Raw genomic sequence first — 17,245 nt, 5'->3', positions numbered from 1 at the left:
GTGGCGGTCTCCAGGACGCGGGTCGCACGCCGGTGGACGTTCGTCCGGTTCGCCCTGTTCGTCGGCCTGACGATGTCGCTGATCGTGCTGATCACCGTCCAGATCGCCCGGGTCGGCACCGGCGGCGGCTACCGGCTGGTGGCCGCGTTCGACGACGTGTCGGGGCTGACCGAGGGCGACCAGGTCAAGATCGCCGGAGCGCCGGTCGGCCAGGTGGAGTCGATCGAGGTGGTGGCCGGCAGGGCGGAGGTCACGATGGAGGTGCGCGACGAGGTCCGGGTACCCACCGACACCGAGGCGGCCGTACGCTGGCGCAACGCCATCGGCCAGCGCGTGGTCTACCTGCTGCCGGGCACCGCGCCGGGCCGGCTGCCGCCGGGCTCGCGCATCGTCCGCACCTCGTCCGTGGTGGACATCGGCGAGCTGGTCGGCGACCTCGGCCCGCTGACCCGCAGCCTGGACCCCGAGCAGATCAACCGGCTCCTCACCGCCGCGGCCAGGTCGCTGAAGGGCAACGACCGGAACATCCCGCGGCTGCTGGACAACGTCGACGCCGTCACCGGCACGCTCGCCGAGCGCAGGGCGACCATCGAGAAGCTGCTGAAGGACTACGCGACGGTCACCGGCGTGGTGGCCCGGCGCGACCGGCAGATCGAACGGCTGGTGGACGACCTGGTGATGCTCTCGGAGGCGTTCGCCGGCAACCGCGAGCTGGTGGACGACGCCCTCGTCGAGCTGTCGGCCGCCTTCCACACCTCCGACGAGGTGATCGGGAAGAACGCCGGCGAGCTGGGCCGGGTGGTGGAGAACCTGTCCGGGCTGACCGGCGGCGTCCGGCGGCACGTCCGGGAGATCGACAGGACGGTCAGCACGTTCCAGCCGCTGTTCGCCCGCGCGTACTCGACCGTGGACCGCGGGCACTACTTCATCACCGCCGTGCCCTGCCTGGCGCTCGGGCCGTCGCCCTGCCCGTACCCCATGCGGTCGCCGCCGCCGTTGCGCAACGCCCGCGTCCAGAGCGAGAAGGACCTGCGCAGGCTGCTGGTGGGCCGGTGATGGCGGTCAAATCGTTCCGGGACCGGAACAAGGTCGTGGTGGGCCTGGTGTCGGTGGCCGTGCTGGGCGCGCTGCTGGTGGCCACGTTCCTGGTGGGCAGCCTGGGGCTGCTCGAAGGGGGCTACTCCATGTCGGGCGTCTTCGTGGACTCGGGCGGCCTGCGCACCGGCAACGACGTGCGCGTGGCCGGGGTGCGGGTCGGCAGGGTCACCGAGGTGCGCGCCGACTACGCCCAGGGCAACGTGGTCGTCACCTGGAAGGTGGACGACGGCGTGCGGCTCGGCCGGTCCACCCGCGCCGACATCGCCCTGTCGCACCTGCTCGGCGGCCGCTACGTCAAGCTCACCGGCCCGGTCGCCGCCCCGTACCTCGACCAGCTCCCCGAGGCGCGGCGGCGCATCCCCGTGGACCGGACCGGCGTGCCGACGCTGGTCAACGACGCGGTCAACGACGCCACCCGGCTGGTCCGGCGGCTCGACACCGACGCCGTGGACGACCTGCTCACCGAGCTGGGCAAGATCGACACCTCCCGGCGCGGCCGGGTGAGCAGGCTGCTGAGGAACATCGGCGACCTGTCGGACACCGTCAGCAGGAGCGAGCCGCAACTCCAGCGGCTGCTCGACAACGGCACGAAGATCATGGGCGTGCTGGAGCGGAAGGACCGCCAGCTCGGCCGGCTCATCGACGCCGTCCAGATCATGCTGAACGAGCTGCGCGCCCGCAGGAAGGAACTGCGCACCCTGCTCGGCGACGGCAGCGGCCTGGTGCGGAGCACCACCCGCCTGATCGACGAGCACGAGCGGGCCCTGATCAGGGTCCTGGACGACAGCGCGGCCGTCACCACCCGGCTGAGCGGCAGCGGCGAGCGGCTCAACTCGCTGCTGGCCTGGGCGGGCCCGACGTTCTCCGGCCTGGCCACCATGGGCGGTCAGGGGCCGTGGCTGGAGGCCGTCGCCACGGGTCTCGGCCCGATCGACCCCGAGGTGCTGACCGCCGTCGCCAAGGACAGGAGGAGCGACCGATGAGACGGCTCCTCGCGGTCCTGCTGGCCGGGGCGCTGCTGGCGGCGAACGGCGGCTGCTCGGTGCTGGGCGAGCAGCCGTACCGGCTGGTGGCGGTCTTCCGCAAGACGCCCTCCCTGTACGAGGAGGCCCGGGTCAAGGTCATGGGGCTGGACGCCGGACGCGTGGAGAAGATCCGCATCGACGGCGCCGAGGTACGGGTCGAGCTGCTGGTCGACCGCGAGGTGCCGCTGCCGACCGGGGTCAAGGCGGTGGTCGCGCCGCAGAACACGCTGGGCGAGCGCAACGTCGTGCTGTACCCGCCGTGGAAGCCGGGCGACCGGCGGATCGCGCCCGGCGCCGTCATCCCGCTGGAGCGCACCGACCTGCCCGTGGAGATCGACGACGCCCTGGCCGCCTTCACCAGGCTCACCGACGCCCTCGACGACGAGAAGCTGGGCGACGTGGCCGGGAACCTGGCCGACGGCGTACGGGGGCGCGGCCGGACGATCAACGACGCGATCGCCGGCACCGCCCGGCTCACCGACACCCTGGCCCGCCAGGACGAACAGCTCATCGCTCTGGCCAAGGGCCTGAACCGGCTCGCCACCGGCCTCAACAGGCGGCAGGACCAGGTGACCGGCGCGATCGACTCCTTCGCCGAGGCCGGCGCGATCCTGGCCGAGGAACGGCAGCGCCTGCGCGGCTTCGTCGCGGACATGGCGGGCTTCGTCCGGCGCGGCGACCTGATCATCGAGGCCTACTCCGAACGCCTGCCGCGGGCCGCGAGCACGCTGGCCGAGCTGGTGCTGACGGTCCGGGCCAACAGCGAGTCCATGGCGCGGGCGGTCAAGGGCGCGGCCGACCTGGCCGACGTGCTGATCGACTCCTGGGACCGGGACCGGCACGTGCTGAAGATCCGCGTCGTGCTCAACGCGATGACCAGGACCTGGCTGACGCCGCTGTTCCAGGCGCTGAACCTGGGCGAGGTGCCGTGCCTGCCGGCCGGGCTGAGCAACTGTCCCTTCGAGCGGAAGAAGGCCACCCGATGAGGGGCCGCCTGCCGGCCGCGCTGCTCGCGCTGGTCCTCACCACGTCCTGCTCGCTGCGCACGCTCGGCGCGACGACCGGCGACCTGACGCTGAACGCCACCTTCGACGACGTCCAGAGCCTGGTGGCCGGGCACAGCGTGCAGATCTCCGACGTCCGCGTGGGCACGGTGACCGGCATCCGGCTGGAGGGCTACCGGGCCAGGGTGACGATGTCGATCCAGTCCGCGCACCGGGTGCCCGTGGGCAGCACCGCGACCGTGGCCAAGACGTCCGTGCTGGGCGAGAACTACGTCCTGCTCAGCCCGCCCGCGGGCAGGGACCTGGCCACGGGCCCGTACCTGGCGGACGGGGCCACGATCGCCGACACCTCGGTCGAACCGGACATCGAGCAGGTCACCGCCAAGGCCGGCCCGCTCGTCGAGGCTCTCGGCGCCCAGGACGTCAACGCGATCCTGGACGCCGCCTCGACCGCGTTCGCCGGCAAGGGCGCCGACGTCAACCAGCTGATCCGGCGGACCGCCGAGGTCACCGACGCCTACGCCGCGGCCCGGCGGGACCTGGCGACCGGCATCGACGCGCTGGCCAGGCTCGGCGACGACCTCGCCGAGGGCAGCGACGAGCTGGACCGGCTGCCCGGCGCCCTGGCCGCCGCCACCACCCGCCTCGCGCACGGCCGCAAGCACGTCAAGCGGGCCATCGTGGCGCTGACCGACCTGGCCAGGGAGGCCAACCTCACCGTGTACCCGCGGCACGCGGCCCGGCTGCGCACGCTGCTGCGCGAGCTGGAGGCCGTCTCCTCGGCCATGCAGCGGGGCAAGGACGACCTCAAGGGGCTGGTGGCGCGGATCCAGGCGTTCATCGACGCGCCGCCGATCACGGTCAACGGGCAGGTGCTGATCTACGTCTGGCTGAAGGGCCTGCTGCTGCCCGGGGCCGGCGGGAACAAGAGGACCGGCGCCGCGAGGAAGGTCGCCGACCGGCTGAGCGACTTCCGCCTGCTGTGGGAGCCGCCGCGATGAGGAACCGCGTGCACCTCAACCTCGGCTTCTTCGTGCTGCTGGGCGTGGTCATGACGATCTGGGCGTTCAGCACGATCATCCGGCTCGACGTGATCGAGCGGCCGTACCGGGTGTCGGCGGAGTTCGCCTCCTCCCCCGGTCTCGTACGCGGCTTCGACGTGGCGTACCTGGGGGTGCGGGTCGGCAGGATCGGCGACGTGCGGCCGGCGCCGGGGAGGATCGTCGTCGGGCTGGACATCGACAAGGAGATCAGGCTGCCCAAGGGCAGCACGGCCGAGGTGCGCCGCAAGTCCGCGGTCGGGGAGCCGTACGTGGAGTTGTCGCCGCCCGCCGGCGGCGTGGGCGCGGCCACCCTCGCGCCCGGCGACACCATCCCGCTCTCGAGGACCACCGTGCCGCTGGACTACCGCAAGCTGTTCGAGGGCGTGGGCAAGCTGCTCGACGCGGTGCCCGCCGACGACGCCAGGACGATCACCCACGAGCTGGCCACCGCCCTGGACGGGCGCGCGCCCGCGATCAGGACCGTCATCGAGAACGCCCACGACCTGACCGGCACCCTGGCCGACGACTCCCGGACCCTGGACGAGCTGTCGGTGCAGCTGACCCGGCTCACCCACACGCTGGCCGGCCGGAAGGACCAGCTGGCCTCCGGCATCACGGACCTGAGCGCCGTCACGGGCTCGCTGCGGGCCTCACGCACGGACCTGAACGCCTTCCTCGACCAGGGCCCCGGCGTGTTCGCCCGGCTCGACGCGGCGATCAGGAGGTCCAGGCCCGGGTTCTCCTGCCTGCTGACCGCCGCCGGGCTGCCGCACCGGCCGGTCTTCTCCGCCGCGACCGAGAAGGACGTGCACCGCCTGCTGAGCGTGGTGCCGACCGCGCTGAGCCTGGCCGACGACATCAGCGAACGGCAGGGGGACACGGTGTACGGCAAGGCGTCGTTCATCTTCAGCGTGCCCGGCGGCCCCACCCCGGCCGAGGAGTACGCGGGCCCCGTCGGCCCGCCCCGCGTCCCCCGGCCGGCCACCTGCCCCTCGCACACCCCCGCCGGCACCGCCCGGGACACCTCCGGCACCGCCCCGGACACCGGCCCGTCGAGGACGGCCCGGGACACCGGCGGGCCGGACGGCGAGGGCCCGCGGGCCGAGAAGAAGAAGCCCGGCGCGCCAGAGCCGCCGTCCCCGGCGTCGTCGAGCAGCGTGGCCGCCGCCGGCGCCGCGTCCCGTACCCCACCGAGCCCCACGCCGCTGATTGCCGCGATCTTCCTCGCCGTCGTGGTGAGTGGTGGCATCGTGGGCTGGATCGCGGCGGGCCGGGCAGCCCGCCGCCGTGAGGAGTCGCCATGACCACCGACCACCACCTCGCCGACCCCGACACCGAGGCACCTACAGAGGCCACCGTCGAGGCGGCGGGCGACGGAATGGCGGAGGGCGCCGGGCCGGTGCCGGGGACGGCGGCGGGCGGGCGCTTCACGCGGGCGCGGCTGCTCGGGGCGCTGGCCGCGATGCTGGCGGCGGCGGTCGCGGCCACGGCGGTGCTGCAGTGGATCGACGCCTCCCGGGCCCGGGACGCGCTGGCCCGTCTGGAGGGCGAACGCGCCCTGCGCCTGGAGGTCTCCGGCGCCGCGAGCGCCTTCAGCCAGGCCCTGCTCAGCTACGACTACAAAGACCTCCAGAGCACCCGCTCGACCCTGTCCGCCCAGGCCACGGGCGACTTCCAGGCCACCTACGACGCGGCGTTCGGCGGCGCGATGTCCCAGGTGATCGTCAAGCTCAAGGCCGTCTCCCAGGCCAAGGTCCGCGAGGTCTACCTGGCCGACGCCGACGAGGCCACCGCGCACGCCATCGTCGTCGTGGACCAGCAGGTGAACACCGCGCAGGCGATTCGCTCGGTGCAGGATTCGCACCTTAAGATCACGCTTGTGAAGCAGAAGGGCGCCTGGAAGGTCCAGGACGTGACCGTGCTCGGCGCGGCCTCGGAGGACCAGTACAAGCTCGACGACCCCGCGGCGAAGAAGAAGGACTGACGATCGTCCCCCTGGCGATGGGCGGCCGCCCCGAAGAGGTGCGCGCCCCCGAGACGTGGCTGACCGAGGCCGAGCGCGAACGCGCCGACCGGTTCGTCTTCCCCGCCGACCGCGCCTGTTTCGTCGCGGCCCACCTGCTCGTACGCCTGTGCGCCGCGGCCGTGCTCGATCTGCCGCCGGAGGGGCTGACCCTGCTGCAGCACTGCGAGGTGCACGGCCCCGGCCACGGCAGGCCGTACCTGCGCGAGGCGCCCGGCCTGGGCGTGAGCTTCAGCCACACCCGCGGCTACGTGTGCGCCGCGGCCGGTCCCGGCCGGGTCGGCGTGGACGCCGAGCACGTGCCGCCGGGCCCGCTGAACGAGGGCCTGGCCGACCACGCGCTCACCCCCGCCGAACGTGCTTCGGTGACCGGCAACGACGACCTGATCCGCCACTGGACCCGTAAGGAAGCCCTGGTCAAACGCGGCGAGCTCACCCTGGACGAGCTGCGCACCACCGGCGTCGACCCGCTGCCGGTCGGCCATCTGCTGGAATGGCAGGCCGTCCCGGACATCAGGGTCGCCGTCATCACCGACACGCCGGCCGAGCGTGTCCCCGTCCCGTCCCTCTGAGGGCCCGGCTAGCGGCGGCGGGTGGGGGTGGGGTCGAGGAAGACCAGGGTGACGCCGGAGAAGCGGTCGCGCAGCCGCCGGTCGATCTCGTCGCAGGCGATCTCCACCCCCGCCGCGCTCGCCTCGTCCCGGAAGTCGATCTTCGCGGCGACCATGACGGAGCCCGGCCCGATCATCATCGTGAGCAGCTCGACCACGTCGTCCACCTCGGGCTGGGCCAGCAGCACCGCGCGGATGCCGACCTCGATCTGCCTGGGGGCGGCCTGGCCGATCAGCAGCGACAGGTTCGACTGGATCAGGATGAGCGCGACCACCAGCAGGAGCAGGCCGATGGCGACCGAGGCCGCGCCGTCCCACAGGGCCGAGCCGGACCACTGCGAGCCGAGCAGCCCGAGCGCCGCGATCACCAGGCCGACCAGCGCGGCGGCGTCCTCGAACAGCACGGCCTTCAACGCGGTGTCGGAGGTGATCCGCACCAGCCGCACCGGATGCACCTTGTATCTGCCGGCCTCGGCGCGCAACTGCGAGTACGCCTTCGTGAACGAGATGCCCTCGATCACGAACGAGACGGCCAGCACGACGTAGGACGGTGTGAGGTTGCCCAGCTTCTCGCCGTGGCTGATCTCGTGCAGCCCGTGGGTGACGGAGAACCCCGCCCCGCCGACCAGCGTCGCGACCGCCGCCATCATCGCCCAGAAGAACCCCGCCTTGCCGTAGCCGAACGGGTGGCGCTCGTCGGGCGGCTTGCCCGCCCGGCGTACGGAGACCAGCAGCAGCAGCTCGGTCATCGTGTCGGCGGCCGAGTGGGCCGCCTCGGACAACATCGCGGCCGAGCCGCCGATCAGCCCGGCGACGAGCTTGGCCAGGGCGATGGTCAGGTTCGCGGCGCCCGCGACCAGCACGGTCGCCAGGCTCTCCCCCGACTTCTCCTCCATCAGATCACTGTACGGCGGCCCTGTGCGACGGCCCCCCGCAGGTAGCCGCATCGCCGCGGGCGTGCGATAGATTGGGGATCATGAGCGCGCCCCGCTGGCTTTCCCCCGCCGAACAGCGTGCCTGGCGTACGCATCTCGCGCTGCACAAGCTGCTCATGCACCGCCTCGACCGTGAGCTGCAGGAGCACCAGCTCTCGCTGAACGACTACGAGATCCTGGTCAACCTCTCCGAGAGCCCCGAGCGGCGCATGCGGATGAGCGACCTGGCCGACGCCACGATCCAGTCGCGCAGCAGGTTGTCGCACCAGATCTCCCGTATGGAGGCCAAAGGTCTGGTCACCAGGGAAGACTGCCGCGACGACCGGCGCGGCACGTTCGCCGTCCTGACCGACGAGGGCTGGGCGACGATCCAGCGGGTGGCGCCCGACCACGTCGCGAGCGTGCGCGAGCATTTCGTCGACCGGCTCACCGACGACCAGCTGGAGGCGCTGGAGCAGGCGTTCGGGCCCATCGTCGACCACCTGAAGAAGCTGCGCTGAGGCCCAACCGATATCTGCGACGGCTCACCGGCGTTCCCGGGCGGTCGCTACGATCCGCTCATGCTCCGAAAGCTGCTGATCGTTGTCGTGCTCGCGCTGATGCCGGCCTGCTCCGCGGGTGGCGGCGGAGGTGACGAGCTGCCCGCCGGGCCCGATGTGATGAAGAAGTCCGCGGAGGCCATGAAGGCCGTCCGGTCGGCCGGTTTCTCGATCGCCACGGAGGGCAAGCCCAACGTGCCGCTCAAGAAGGCCGACGGCAGGCTCACCTCGGCGGGTGACGCCGACGGCACGATCACGCTGGAGGTGCTGGGCACCCTGCAGGAGATCACCTTCGCCGTGATCGGCGACACCGTGCACTTCAAGGGGCCGACCGGCGGCTTCCAGACGATGACCAGGCAGCAGCTCGCCCAGTTCTACGACCCGTCGGTGATCCTCAATCCGGCCAAGGGCATCGCGCAGCTGCTCGCCTCGGCGGCCGACCCCCGGGTGGAGGCGGTCGAGGACGGCTCGTACCGGGTGGCCACGACGTTCTCCGGGCAGGTCGTCGGGCAGATCGTCCCGGGCGTCACGCAGGGAGTCAACGGCAAGGTCTGGATCGACAAGGCCACCAGCAGGCTCACCAAGGCGAGCCTGCCGCTGCAGAACGGCACGGTGACGGTGACGTTCAGCGACTACGACGCGCCGGTCACGATCACGCCGCCCCCGTCCGGATGAGCCGGGTGAGCCGGGTGAGCCGGAACGTCCCGGCCGACCGCGCCCGCCGGGTCGCGCTCGGCGCGGGCGGCGCGGTGGTGCTGCTGGCCGCGCTCGACGCCTACGTGGTCGTGACGGTCCTGATGGACATCGCCCACGACGTCGGCGTGCCGCAGAACCATCTGGAGCGGGTCACACCGGTCGTCACCGGGTTCCTGCTCGGCTACGTCGCCGCGATGCCGCTGCTCGGCCAGCTCTCCGACCGTTACGGCAGGCGGCCGCTGATCCACGCCTGCCTGGCGGCGTTCGCGCTCGGCTCGGTGCTGACCGCGCTGGCGGCCGGTGAGGCGATGGTGGTGTCGGGCCGTACGGTGCAGGGCGTGGCGGGCGGGGCGCTGCTGCCGATCACGATGGCGCTGATCGGCGACCTGTGGGAGGCGCGCGACCGGCCGCTCGCGCTGGGCGCGGTGGGCGCGGCGCAGGAGCTGGGCAGCGCCCTCGGCCCCCTGTACGGCGGCGTGCTGGCGCTGGTCCCGCCGGTCGCCGTGGCGGGCGTGGAGCTGGGCGGCTGGCACGCCATCTTCTGGGTCAACGTGCCCCTCGCCGCCCTGGCCGCCGTCGCCGTGCAGCGTACGGTCCCGGCCCGGCCGCCCTCCGGCACGGCCCGCGTCGACGGCGTCGGCGGCGCCCTGCTCGCGCTGGCGCTGGCCCTCCTGGTCGTCGGCCTGTACAACCCCGACCCGGCCACGACCGTGCTGCCGCCGTGGGGGCCGCCGGTGATCGCGGCCGGGGCGGTGGCGGGCGCCGTCTTCGTCTGGTGGGAGATCCGCTCCCCCGTCCGGCTGCTCGACCTGTCGGCCGCCCGCAAGTCGCCGCTGCTGGCGACGCTGGGCGTGAGCTTCCTGGCCGGGGCGGCGCTGCTGGTGACGATGGTGTTCGTGCAGTTCGCCGCCCAGACGCTGCTGGACAAGGACGCCCTGGGCGCGGCGCTGGTCCTGGCCAGGTTCCTCGGCGCGCTGGCCGTGGGCGCGCTGCTCGGCGGCGTGCTGGCCCGGCGGGCCGGCGAGCGCGCGGTGGCGGTGCCCGGCCTGCTGATCGCCGCGGCCGGATACTGGCTGATGAGCCGCTGGCCGCTCGACCTGGCCGGCGCGGGCCTGGCCGTGGACGCCGACCTGGTGGTGGCGGGTCTCGGTCTCGGTCTGGTGATCGCGCCGGTCTCCTCGGCGGTCCTGCGGGTGAGCCCGGCCGTCCAGCACGGCGTCGCCTCGGCGGCGGTCGTGGTGGCCAGGATGATGGGCATGCTCGTCGGCGTGGCGGGCGTGTCGGCGTGGGGGTTCCACCGGTTCCAGTCGCTGACCGCCGACCTGGACACGCCGCTGCCGTTCGGCGTGGACGCGCAGACCTACCAGCGGCGGCTGGCCGACTACCTGGCCCAGGTCGATGCCGCCCTGCACGTCGAGTACACCGAGATGTTCCTGCTCACGGCGTTCGTCTGCCTGCTGGGGGCGGCGGTGGCGCTGCTCATGCCGCGCCGCGCCCTGCCGGAGGCGGCGCCCGCCCTCGCGGACGCCGCCCCCGATCCCGAGCTCTGATCGCGGATCAGGCCGGGCCGCCGGTCAGGGCGACAGGCGGTGCAGGTCGCGGGGGAAGGCGGTGGTCTGGCGGATGTTGGCGGCGCCGGTCAGCCGGGCCGTCCAGCGTTCCAGGCCGAGCGCGAACCCGCCGTGCGGCGGCATCCCGTACCGGAACGCCTGGAGGTAGCCCTCGTACGGCTCCACGTCCCCCTCCAGGGCCCGGACGTAGTCCTCGTACCGGTGCAGGCGCTGGCCGCCGGTCACCAGCTCCAGGCCCCTGAACAGCAGGTCGAAGCCGTTGGAGTGGCCCGGTCTGGCCGGGTCGGGATGGGTGTAGAACGGCCGCTTGGACATCGGGTAGCCGGTGACGAACAGGAACTCCGACCCGTGCTCGCGCAGCGCCCACTCCGACAACCACCGTTCCTGGGCCGGTGACAGGTCGGGCTCGTCCTCGCCGGTCAGCCGCTGGGCCTCGGTGAAGTGCACGGCCGGGATCTCGGCGGGCACGACGGGCAGCACGGCCCCGGCCACCTCGACGGCGGACGCGGCCCGGCGGCGCACCGACTCGACCATGCCGGCGACGACCTCCCGCAGCACGGCCATCACGTCCCGGTGGTCGGTCACGAAGCCCAGCTCGGCGTCGAGGCTGGTGTACTGGGCCAGGTGGCGGACGGTGTCGTGCGGCTCGGCGCGGAAGACCGGCCCGACCTCGTAGACCCGCTCGAACACCCCGACCATCGTCTGCTTGTAGAACTGCGGCGACTGCGCCAGGTAGGCGCGACGGCCGAAGTAGTCGATGCCGAAGACGTTCGCGCCGGACTCGGTGGCCGAGGCCACGATCTTGGGCGTGTGGATCTCGGTGAACCCGAGGCCGTCCAGCGTCTCGCGGAACCCGGCCACGCTCGCCGCCGAGATCTCCAGCGGCGCCCGCAGCAGCGGATGCCGCAGCGCGACGGGCGCGTGGTCGAGGATCGTCGGCAGCGTCGCGGTTACGACCGGCCGGTAGAGGTCGAACGGCGGCGCCTGCGCGGGCTCGGCCAGGACCTCGATCTCCGGCCCGGTCAGCTCGACCCCGCCCGGCGCCTGCCCGGCCGGGGTCACGGTGCCGGTGACCCGGACGACGCTCTCCTCCGGCGGCAGCTCCCCGTCCGCGCTGACCACCTGGGCCAGCCCGGCACGGTCGCGTACGACCAGGAAGGAGACGGATTTCAGGTGCCGGCGGCGATGGACCCAGCCGGCGATCGTCACTCGTCGGCCGGCGTGCTCAGCGAGCGACGCCGACAGGACACGAGAGATCATTACAGCTCCTCTGCAGGAAATGCATGACCCCTTGGGAGTGCGGGGGAGAAGGGAGCTCCCGGTGCCACCGCACTTTCGCCGCCCGCGAGGGGCGGCCTCCACGACCCGATGACGGGGGTCAGGCCGGCGGGGCATTTCCTCCCCGCACTCGGGAGTGTCTTCACCAGCGGGGCACGGGACCGCCTTCGCAGCTGCCGGCGGCTCTCTGGGCCCGTGCGGCCCGCTGGTTACTCGTCTCCGTCCACGCGTTGCCGTCGATGATACGGCAACGCCGTTACTTGTCCTTCTTGGGGCGCTTCTCGCGGATCTTCATCGTGACGTCGATCGGCGACCCGGCGAACCCGAACTCCTCGCGGATGCGCCGCTCGATGAAGCGCCGGTAGGTGTCCTCCAGCCAGCCGGAGGTGAACAGCACGAACTTGGGCGGCTCGACGGACGCCTGCGTGGCGAACAGGATCTTCGGCTGCTTGCCACCCCGGACGGGCGGCGGCGTCGCGTGCACCAGCTCGGTGAGGAACGCGTTGAGCCGCGCCGTCGGCACCCGGGTGGACCAGGAGTCGAGCGCCTTCTCCAGCGCCGGCACCAGCCGGTCCATGTGGCGGCCGGTCTTGGCGGAGATGTTCACCCGCAGCGCCCACGGGGTGCGCACGAGCTGCCGGTCGATCTCCTTCTCCAGGTAGTAGCGGCGGTCCTCGTCGACGAGGTCCCACTTGTTGAACGCCACCACCATGGCCCGCCCCGACTCGATCACCAGGCCGATGATCCGCAGGTCCTGCTCGGTGAGCGGCTCGCTGGCGTCGATCAGCACGATCGCCACCTCCGAGCGCTCCAGGGCGGCGCGGGTGCGCATGGCCGCGTAGAAGTCGGCGCCCTGCAGCTCGCGGTCGCGCCGCCGGATGCCGGCGGTGTCGACGAAACGCCAGGTGCGCCCGCCCAGCTCGATCAGCTCGTCGACCGGGTCGCGGGTGGTGCCCGCCATCGGGTCGACCAGCACCCGCTCCTCCCCCGCCAGCTGGTTGAGCAGCGAGGACTTGCCCACGTTGGGCTTTCCGAGCAGCGCCACGCGGGCCGGGCCGCGCTCGCCGCCGAAGGTCAGCTGCGGCGTCTCGGGCAGCGCGTCGAGCACCACGTCGAGCAGGTCGCCGCTGGAGCGGCCGTGCAGCGCGGAGACCGGGTAGGGCTCGCCCAGCCCGAGCGCCCACAGCGCGGCGGCCTCCAGCTCCAGCTGCTGGTTGTCGACCTTGTTGGCGGCCAGGATCACCGGCTTGCCCGACTGGCGCAGCACCGCGCCCACGATCTCGTCGGCGTCGGTGGCGCCCACGGTGGCGTCGACCACGAACACGATCACGTCGGCCAGCTCGACGGCGACCTGGGCCTGCTCGGCGATGCGCAGGTTCATGCCGGTGGCGTCAGGGTCCCAGCCGCCGGTGTCGACCACGGTGAAGCGGCGGCCACGCCAGTTGGCGTCGTAGGTGACGCGGTCGCGGGTGACTCCCGGCACGTCTTCCACGACCGCCTCGCGGCGGCCGATGATGCGGTTGACCAGCGTGGACTTGCCCACGTTGGGGCGGCCCACGATGGCCACGACCGGCAGAGGCGTGGTGTCGCCGTGCTCGGTGACTTCCAGCTCGTCGAGGTCAGCCTCGACCCAATCCCCCGTTGACATGGTTGTTCATCCTTAGGTGAGTACCGCACCTGGAGGTCAGGTGCGCTCCTTGACCAGCCTCAGCACCTCCGCGATGACCTCTTCGAGGTTGAGCGCGGTGGTGTCGAGCTCGACGGCGCCATCCGCCATCGAGAGTGGGTCCGTCTTACGTGTCGAGTCCAGGGTGTCACGCCGGGCCATGGCGGCCTGCTGCGCCTCCACCGTCGAGCCGGTCAGCTCGGCGCTCCTGCGGCGGGCACGGGCCTCGGCGCTGGCCGTGAGGTAGACCTTGACGGGCGCGTCGGGGCAGACGACCTTGCCGATGTCGCGGCCCTCGACCACGATGTCACCGGCGCCGGCGATCTCCCGCTGCAGCTCTACCAGCCGCCTGCGCACCTCGGGGACGGCGGCGACGGCGGAGACCGCGCCGGTCACCTCGGACTCCCGGATGGGCCCGCCCACGTCGACGCCGTCGACCAGGATCGTGGGGCCCTCGGGGTCGGTGCCGGAGACGATGGACGGCTCGCCGCACCGGGCCGCGACCGCCTCGCGATCGGCCAGGTCGACGCCCTGCCGGAGCATCCACCACGTCATCGCCCGGTACATGGCCCCGGTGTCGAGGTAACGCAGGCCCAGCGCACGGGCGACCCCGCGCGACACGCTCGACTTGCCCGACCCCGAAGGACCGTCCATGGCGACGACCAGACCGGACACGGCCTCTCCCTCTTCACGTGTGTTTCCCCAACCTGAAGAGGCTACCGCCTCCGGTCAGTCCGCGATCCAGCTCCCGTGGAAGCCGAGCGGGACCCTGGCGGGCAGGTGCACGATCGCGACCGGCTCGCCGGTGAAGTCCTGGGCCGACAGGATCACCAGGTCGGCCGCTCCCCTGGCCGGGTCGTTGACGTAGGTGAGCAGGTAACCGTCGTCCTCGGCCGCGCCGGAGGGCACGAAGACCGGCTCCCCCACGTACGCGCCGCGCCCGAACCGCCGCGCCTGCTGCGTGCCGCGTTCCAGGTCGTGCTTGATGAGCGTGTTGTCGAACGCCTCGTCCGGCAGGTCCTCCAGCTCGGCGGCCGGGTAGATCACGTCGTGCAGGTCGGCGGCGGCCGCGGTGTAGCCGTAACGGTACGGGCCGCCGGTGCGGCGCTCGTCGATGCGGGGGAACTCCTGCGGGCGGTCGTCCAGGCGGGTGGTGGTGACCCGGCCCGCCTCGGGGTCGATGCGCCAACGGTCGAGCGTGGGCGCGCCGCCCAGGTCGAGCCGGGCGTCCACGAACCGCTTGGGGTAGCGGACGACGTCCACCACGACCTGGTCGCCGTCGTCGTAGGCGTTGAGGGTGTGGAAGACCCAGCAGGGGTCGATCTCCACCCACCGCACGTCGCCGGTCTCGCGGGAGAGCAGGCCGAGCCGGGCGGGCCGGTCGTCGTCCCACGCGTACGGGAGCGGCGCGCCGCGCTCGGCGTGGGCCATGCTGAGCGTGACCGGCAGGTCGTAGATCACGACGTGCCGGCGGGTCAGCGCGAAGTCGTGCAGCATCGGGCGGTCGGCGACGGGGATGTCCCTGACCTGGGCCACCACGCCCTTGGGGTCGATCACGATGTGCTGGTGGTGGTCCCAGCCGGCGAAGTAGGCCATCGCGTGCAGCTCGCCGGTGACCGGGTCGAGGTGGGTGTGGGCGGCGTACCCGCCGGGCAGGCCGCCGACGAAGTCGCACGCGCCGACCGTGTCGAGCTCGTACCCCAGCTCGTACGGCAGCCCGCCCGCCTCGACGGTCGCGAACGTGCGCCCGGCGATGCCGATGACGTGCGTGTTGGCCGCGAAGTCCATGCCCGCGTGCACCGGGCCCGGCGCCGGCGGCTCGCCCAGCCGGCGGGCGACCTCGGCGTTGCGCACCCACCGGTTGCGGTACCACTCGGCCCGCCCGCCGCGCAGCCGCACGCCGTGGACCATGCCGTGCCCCATGAACAGGTGGGTGGCGGCCGGGTCGTCGAGGCTGAGCGGGTTGGGGCCGTTGCGCAGGTAGCGGCCGTCGAGCTCGGCGGGGATGCGGCCGGTGACCTCCAGGTCGAAGGCCGTGATCTCCTCCGTCGCGGGTGCGAAGCCGTTGCGGAAGGGGGTGCTGGTCATCGTGCGCTTCCTCTCAGGTCAGGAACGGCGTGAGCACGGAGGTGTAGAGCAGCCGGTAGCGCCGCTCGGCCTCGGCGCTGTCGAAGAAGCCGGAGATCTCCAGGCTCACCGCGCCGTGGATCGCCATCCACAGCACGTCGGCGATCTCGCCGGCGGCGGCCCCGCGCAGCCGTCCGGCCTCCAGGCCGGCGGCCACGGCCTCGACCAGGATGTCGAAGGTCCGCCGTCCGGCCGCGACCGCGTCGGGGGCGGGCTGGAAGCCGTGCATCGCGTTCTGGAACATGACCCGGTAGTAGTCGGGCTCGTCCAGCGCGTACTCGCGGTAGGCCGCCAGGCCCGCGTGCAGCGCCGGAAGCGGGTCCTCCTGCACGGGGACGGCCAGCAGCCGCGCCTCCAGCCGGGCGAAGCCCTCCAGCCACAGCGCCTCGCTGAGGCCGTCCTTGCCGCCGAAGAGGGTGTAGATCACCTTCGTCGAGCAGCCGACCTCGCCGGAGATGCGCCGGACGGTGAGCGCCGCCGGGCCCTCGGCGACGAGCAGGTGTTTGGCGGCGTCGAGGATGGCCGTCCTGACCACGCTCTGGCCTTCCCGCTGGGCTTGCCGGTACGCGGTGACCGCCATCTGAGTAACACCGTTTCTTCTCGGTAACGCTGTTACCGACCTTTGTACGCCTCCTCCGTCCCGCCGTCAATGCCGCCGGCGAGGAGTAAGAGCGTCCGCCCAGGTAAGGAGGTCCGGCGTGACGGAGACGAACCGAGCGCGGGTCACGGTCGTGGTGGCCACCAGGGACCGGGTCCGATCGCTGGCCCGGACGATCCCCCGCCACCCGAGGCCGGTGATCCTCGTCGACAACGGCTCCTCCGACGGGACCGCCGGGTTCGTCCGCAAGCACTTCCCCGACGTCCAGGTGGTCGAGGCGGGGTCCAACCTGGGCGCGCCGGGCCGCAACGTCGGCGTGCGCCTGGCCGGGACGCCCTACGTCGCCTTCGCCGACGACGACTCCTGGTGGGCGCCCGGCGCCCTGGAGCTGGCCGCCGACGTGCTGGACGCCCATCCCCGTCTGGCCGTGCTGGGCGCGCGCGTGCTGGTGGGGCCGCAGGAGCGGCTGGACCCGGTGTCGGAGGCGATGCGCGACTCCCCGCTCGGCGTCGAGGACGACCTGCCGGGGCCGAGCGTGCTGGGCTTCCTGGCCTGCGGGGCCGTCGTGCGCAGGGAGGCGTTCCTGGAGGCGGGCGGCTTCGACGACGTGATCTTCTTCTTCGGCGAGGAGGAGCGGCTGGCCGTGGACCTGGCCGCGCGCGGCTGGGGGCTGGCCTACGTGGCGGACGTCGTCGCCCACCACCACCCCTCCCCCGCCCGCGACCCGCGCGGCAGGCAGGCGCTGGCGGCGCGCAACGCGGTGCTGACCGCCGTGCTGCGCCGTCCCTGGCCGGTGGTGGCCCGCAGGTCGCTGCAGGCGCTGCTGGGCGGTCCGGCGGGCCGGGAGGGGCTGCGCACCGCCGTACGGCGGCTGCCCAGGGCCCTGGCCGCCCGGCGCGGCCTGCCGGTCGCCGTGGAACGCGCCCGCCGCAGACTGGAACGGACCGCCGACTGACGCCGTGGGCGGCGCTCGGCGCCCGCGCGTCGGGTCGTGCTCCGTCGCGTCGTGCCCCGTCGCGTCGTGCCCCGTC

At 73.0% G+C, this 17,245-nt stretch carries 17 protein-coding genes; 11 read left to right on the top strand and 6 right to left on the bottom strand.

The genetic code is table 11. The features are described from left to right. The 7 genes from ABZ444_RS07125 to ABZ444_RS07095 are packed head-to-tail and all read left to right on the top strand — an operon-like array spanning nucleotide 1 to nucleotide 6,765. Nucleotides 1-1,056, top strand: a complete 1,056-nt coding sequence (locus ABZ444_RS07125) for an MlaD family protein (RefSeq protein ID WP_357993809.1) — start codon at nucleotides 1-3, stop codon at nucleotides 1,054-1,056. Beyond that, nucleotides 1,056-2,081 (top strand): MlaD family protein, encoded by a 1,026-nt coding sequence (locus ABZ444_RS07120; RefSeq protein WP_357993806.1) that lies wholly within the window; start codon nucleotides 1,056-1,058, stop codon nucleotides 2,079-2,081. The genes ABZ444_RS07125 and ABZ444_RS07120 overlap by 1 nt, the downstream gene beginning before the upstream one ends. Beyond that, nucleotides 2,078-3,109: an MCE family protein gene (locus tag ABZ444_RS07115; protein ID WP_357993803.1), complete on the top strand. Its 1,032-nt coding sequence runs from the start codon at nucleotides 2,078-2,080 to the stop codon at nucleotides 3,107-3,109. The genes ABZ444_RS07120 and ABZ444_RS07115 overlap by 4 nt, the downstream gene beginning before the upstream one ends. Then, nucleotides 3,106-4,128: an MCE family protein gene (locus tag ABZ444_RS07110; RefSeq protein WP_357993800.1), complete on the top strand. Its 1,023-nt coding sequence runs from the start codon at nucleotides 3,106-3,108 to the stop codon at nucleotides 4,126-4,128. The genes ABZ444_RS07115 and ABZ444_RS07110 overlap by 4 nt, the downstream gene beginning before the upstream one ends. Beyond that, a complete protein-coding gene (locus ABZ444_RS07105; RefSeq protein ID WP_357993797.1) occupies nucleotides 4,125-5,474 on the top strand; it encodes an MCE family protein in 1,350 nt (449 codons plus the stop codon). The genes ABZ444_RS07110 and ABZ444_RS07105 overlap by 4 nt, the downstream gene beginning before the upstream one ends. After that, nucleotides 5,471-6,154 (top strand): hypothetical protein, encoded by a 684-nt coding sequence (locus ABZ444_RS07100; RefSeq protein WP_357993794.1) that lies wholly within the window; start codon nucleotides 5,471-5,473, stop codon nucleotides 6,152-6,154. The genes ABZ444_RS07105 and ABZ444_RS07100 overlap by 4 nt, the downstream gene beginning before the upstream one ends. A gap of 17 nt (nucleotides 6,155-6,171) precedes the next feature. Next, nucleotides 6,172-6,765, top strand: coding sequence for a 4'-phosphopantetheinyl transferase superfamily protein (locus tag ABZ444_RS07095; protein WP_357993791.1), 594 nt, complete (start codon nucleotides 6,172-6,174; stop codon nucleotides 6,763-6,765). An 8-nt stretch (nucleotides 6,766-6,773) separates the two neighbouring features. Here ABZ444_RS07095 and ABZ444_RS07090 read toward each other — a convergent pair whose 3' ends face one another. Then, a complete protein-coding gene (locus ABZ444_RS07090) occupies nucleotides 6,774-7,700 on the bottom strand; it encodes a cation diffusion facilitator family transporter (RefSeq protein ID WP_357993788.1) in 927 nt (308 codons plus the stop codon). 80 nt (nucleotides 7,701-7,780) lie between these two features. Here ABZ444_RS07090 and ABZ444_RS07085 point away from each other — a divergent pair, with 80 nt between their 5' ends. Genes ABZ444_RS07085 through ABZ444_RS07075 form a run of 3 tightly spaced genes read left to right on the top strand, consistent with a single transcriptional unit; the run spans nucleotide 7,781 to nucleotide 10,524 of the window. Continuing rightward, a complete protein-coding gene (locus ABZ444_RS07085) occupies nucleotides 7,781-8,239 on the top strand; it encodes a MarR family transcriptional regulator (RefSeq protein ID WP_352321897.1) in 459 nt (152 codons plus the stop codon). A 60-nt stretch (nucleotides 8,240-8,299) separates the two neighbouring features. Then, a complete protein-coding gene (locus ABZ444_RS07080) occupies nucleotides 8,300-8,953 on the top strand; it encodes an LppX_LprAFG lipoprotein (RefSeq protein WP_357993786.1) in 654 nt (217 codons plus the stop codon). A gap of 14 nt (nucleotides 8,954-8,967) precedes the next feature. Beyond that, complete coding sequence (locus tag ABZ444_RS07075) at nucleotides 8,968-10,524, top strand: MFS transporter (RefSeq protein ID WP_357993783.1); 1,557 nt, start codon at nucleotides 8,968-8,970, stop codon at nucleotides 10,522-10,524. A gap of 24 nt (nucleotides 10,525-10,548) precedes the next feature. Here ABZ444_RS07075 and aspS read toward each other — a convergent pair whose 3' ends face one another. The 5 genes from aspS to ABZ444_RS07050 form a co-directional block, all read right to left on the bottom strand. Beyond that, nucleotides 10,549-11,805, bottom strand: a complete 1,257-nt coding sequence (aspS, locus tag ABZ444_RS07070) for an aspartate--tRNA(Asn) ligase (RefSeq protein ID WP_357993780.1) — start codon at nucleotides 11,803-11,805, stop codon at nucleotides 10,549-10,551. Between the two features lie 274 nt (nucleotides 11,806-12,079). Then, a complete protein-coding gene (gene der, locus ABZ444_RS07065) occupies nucleotides 12,080-13,471 on the bottom strand; it encodes a ribosome biogenesis GTPase Der (RefSeq protein WP_357993777.1) in 1,392 nt (463 codons plus the stop codon). 36 nt (nucleotides 13,472-13,507) lie between these two features. Next, on the bottom strand, nucleotides 13,508-14,164 hold the full coding sequence (gene cmk, locus ABZ444_RS07060) for a (d)CMP kinase (RefSeq protein WP_357993774.1): 657 nt from the start codon (nucleotides 14,162-14,164) through the stop codon (nucleotides 13,508-13,510). Between the two features lie 54 nt (nucleotides 14,165-14,218). Then, on the bottom strand, nucleotides 14,219-15,577 hold the full coding sequence (locus ABZ444_RS07055) for a carotenoid oxygenase family protein (RefSeq protein ID WP_357993771.1): 1,359 nt from the start codon (nucleotides 15,575-15,577) through the stop codon (nucleotides 14,219-14,221). A gap of 13 nt (nucleotides 15,578-15,590) precedes the next feature. Next, nucleotides 15,591-16,196 (bottom strand): TetR/AcrR family transcriptional regulator, encoded by a 606-nt coding sequence (locus tag ABZ444_RS07050; RefSeq protein ID WP_357993768.1) that lies wholly within the window; start codon nucleotides 16,194-16,196, stop codon nucleotides 15,591-15,593. A gap of 118 nt (nucleotides 16,197-16,314) precedes the next feature. Here ABZ444_RS07050 and ABZ444_RS07045 point away from each other — a divergent pair, with 118 nt between their 5' ends. Next, complete coding sequence (locus ABZ444_RS07045; RefSeq protein WP_357993765.1) at nucleotides 16,315-17,169, top strand: glycosyltransferase; 855 nt, start codon at nucleotides 16,315-16,317, stop codon at nucleotides 17,167-17,169. Nucleotides 17,170-17,245: the final 76 nt, after the last annotated feature.

The sequence above is a fragment of the Nonomuraea sp. NPDC005730 genome (assembly GCF_040630865.1).
GTDB lineage: Bacteria > Actinomycetota > Actinomycetes > Streptosporangiales > Streptosporangiaceae > Nonomuraea.
Note: the sequence above shows the minus strand (reverse complement) of the source record. Positions and strands in the feature narration are given on the sequence as shown.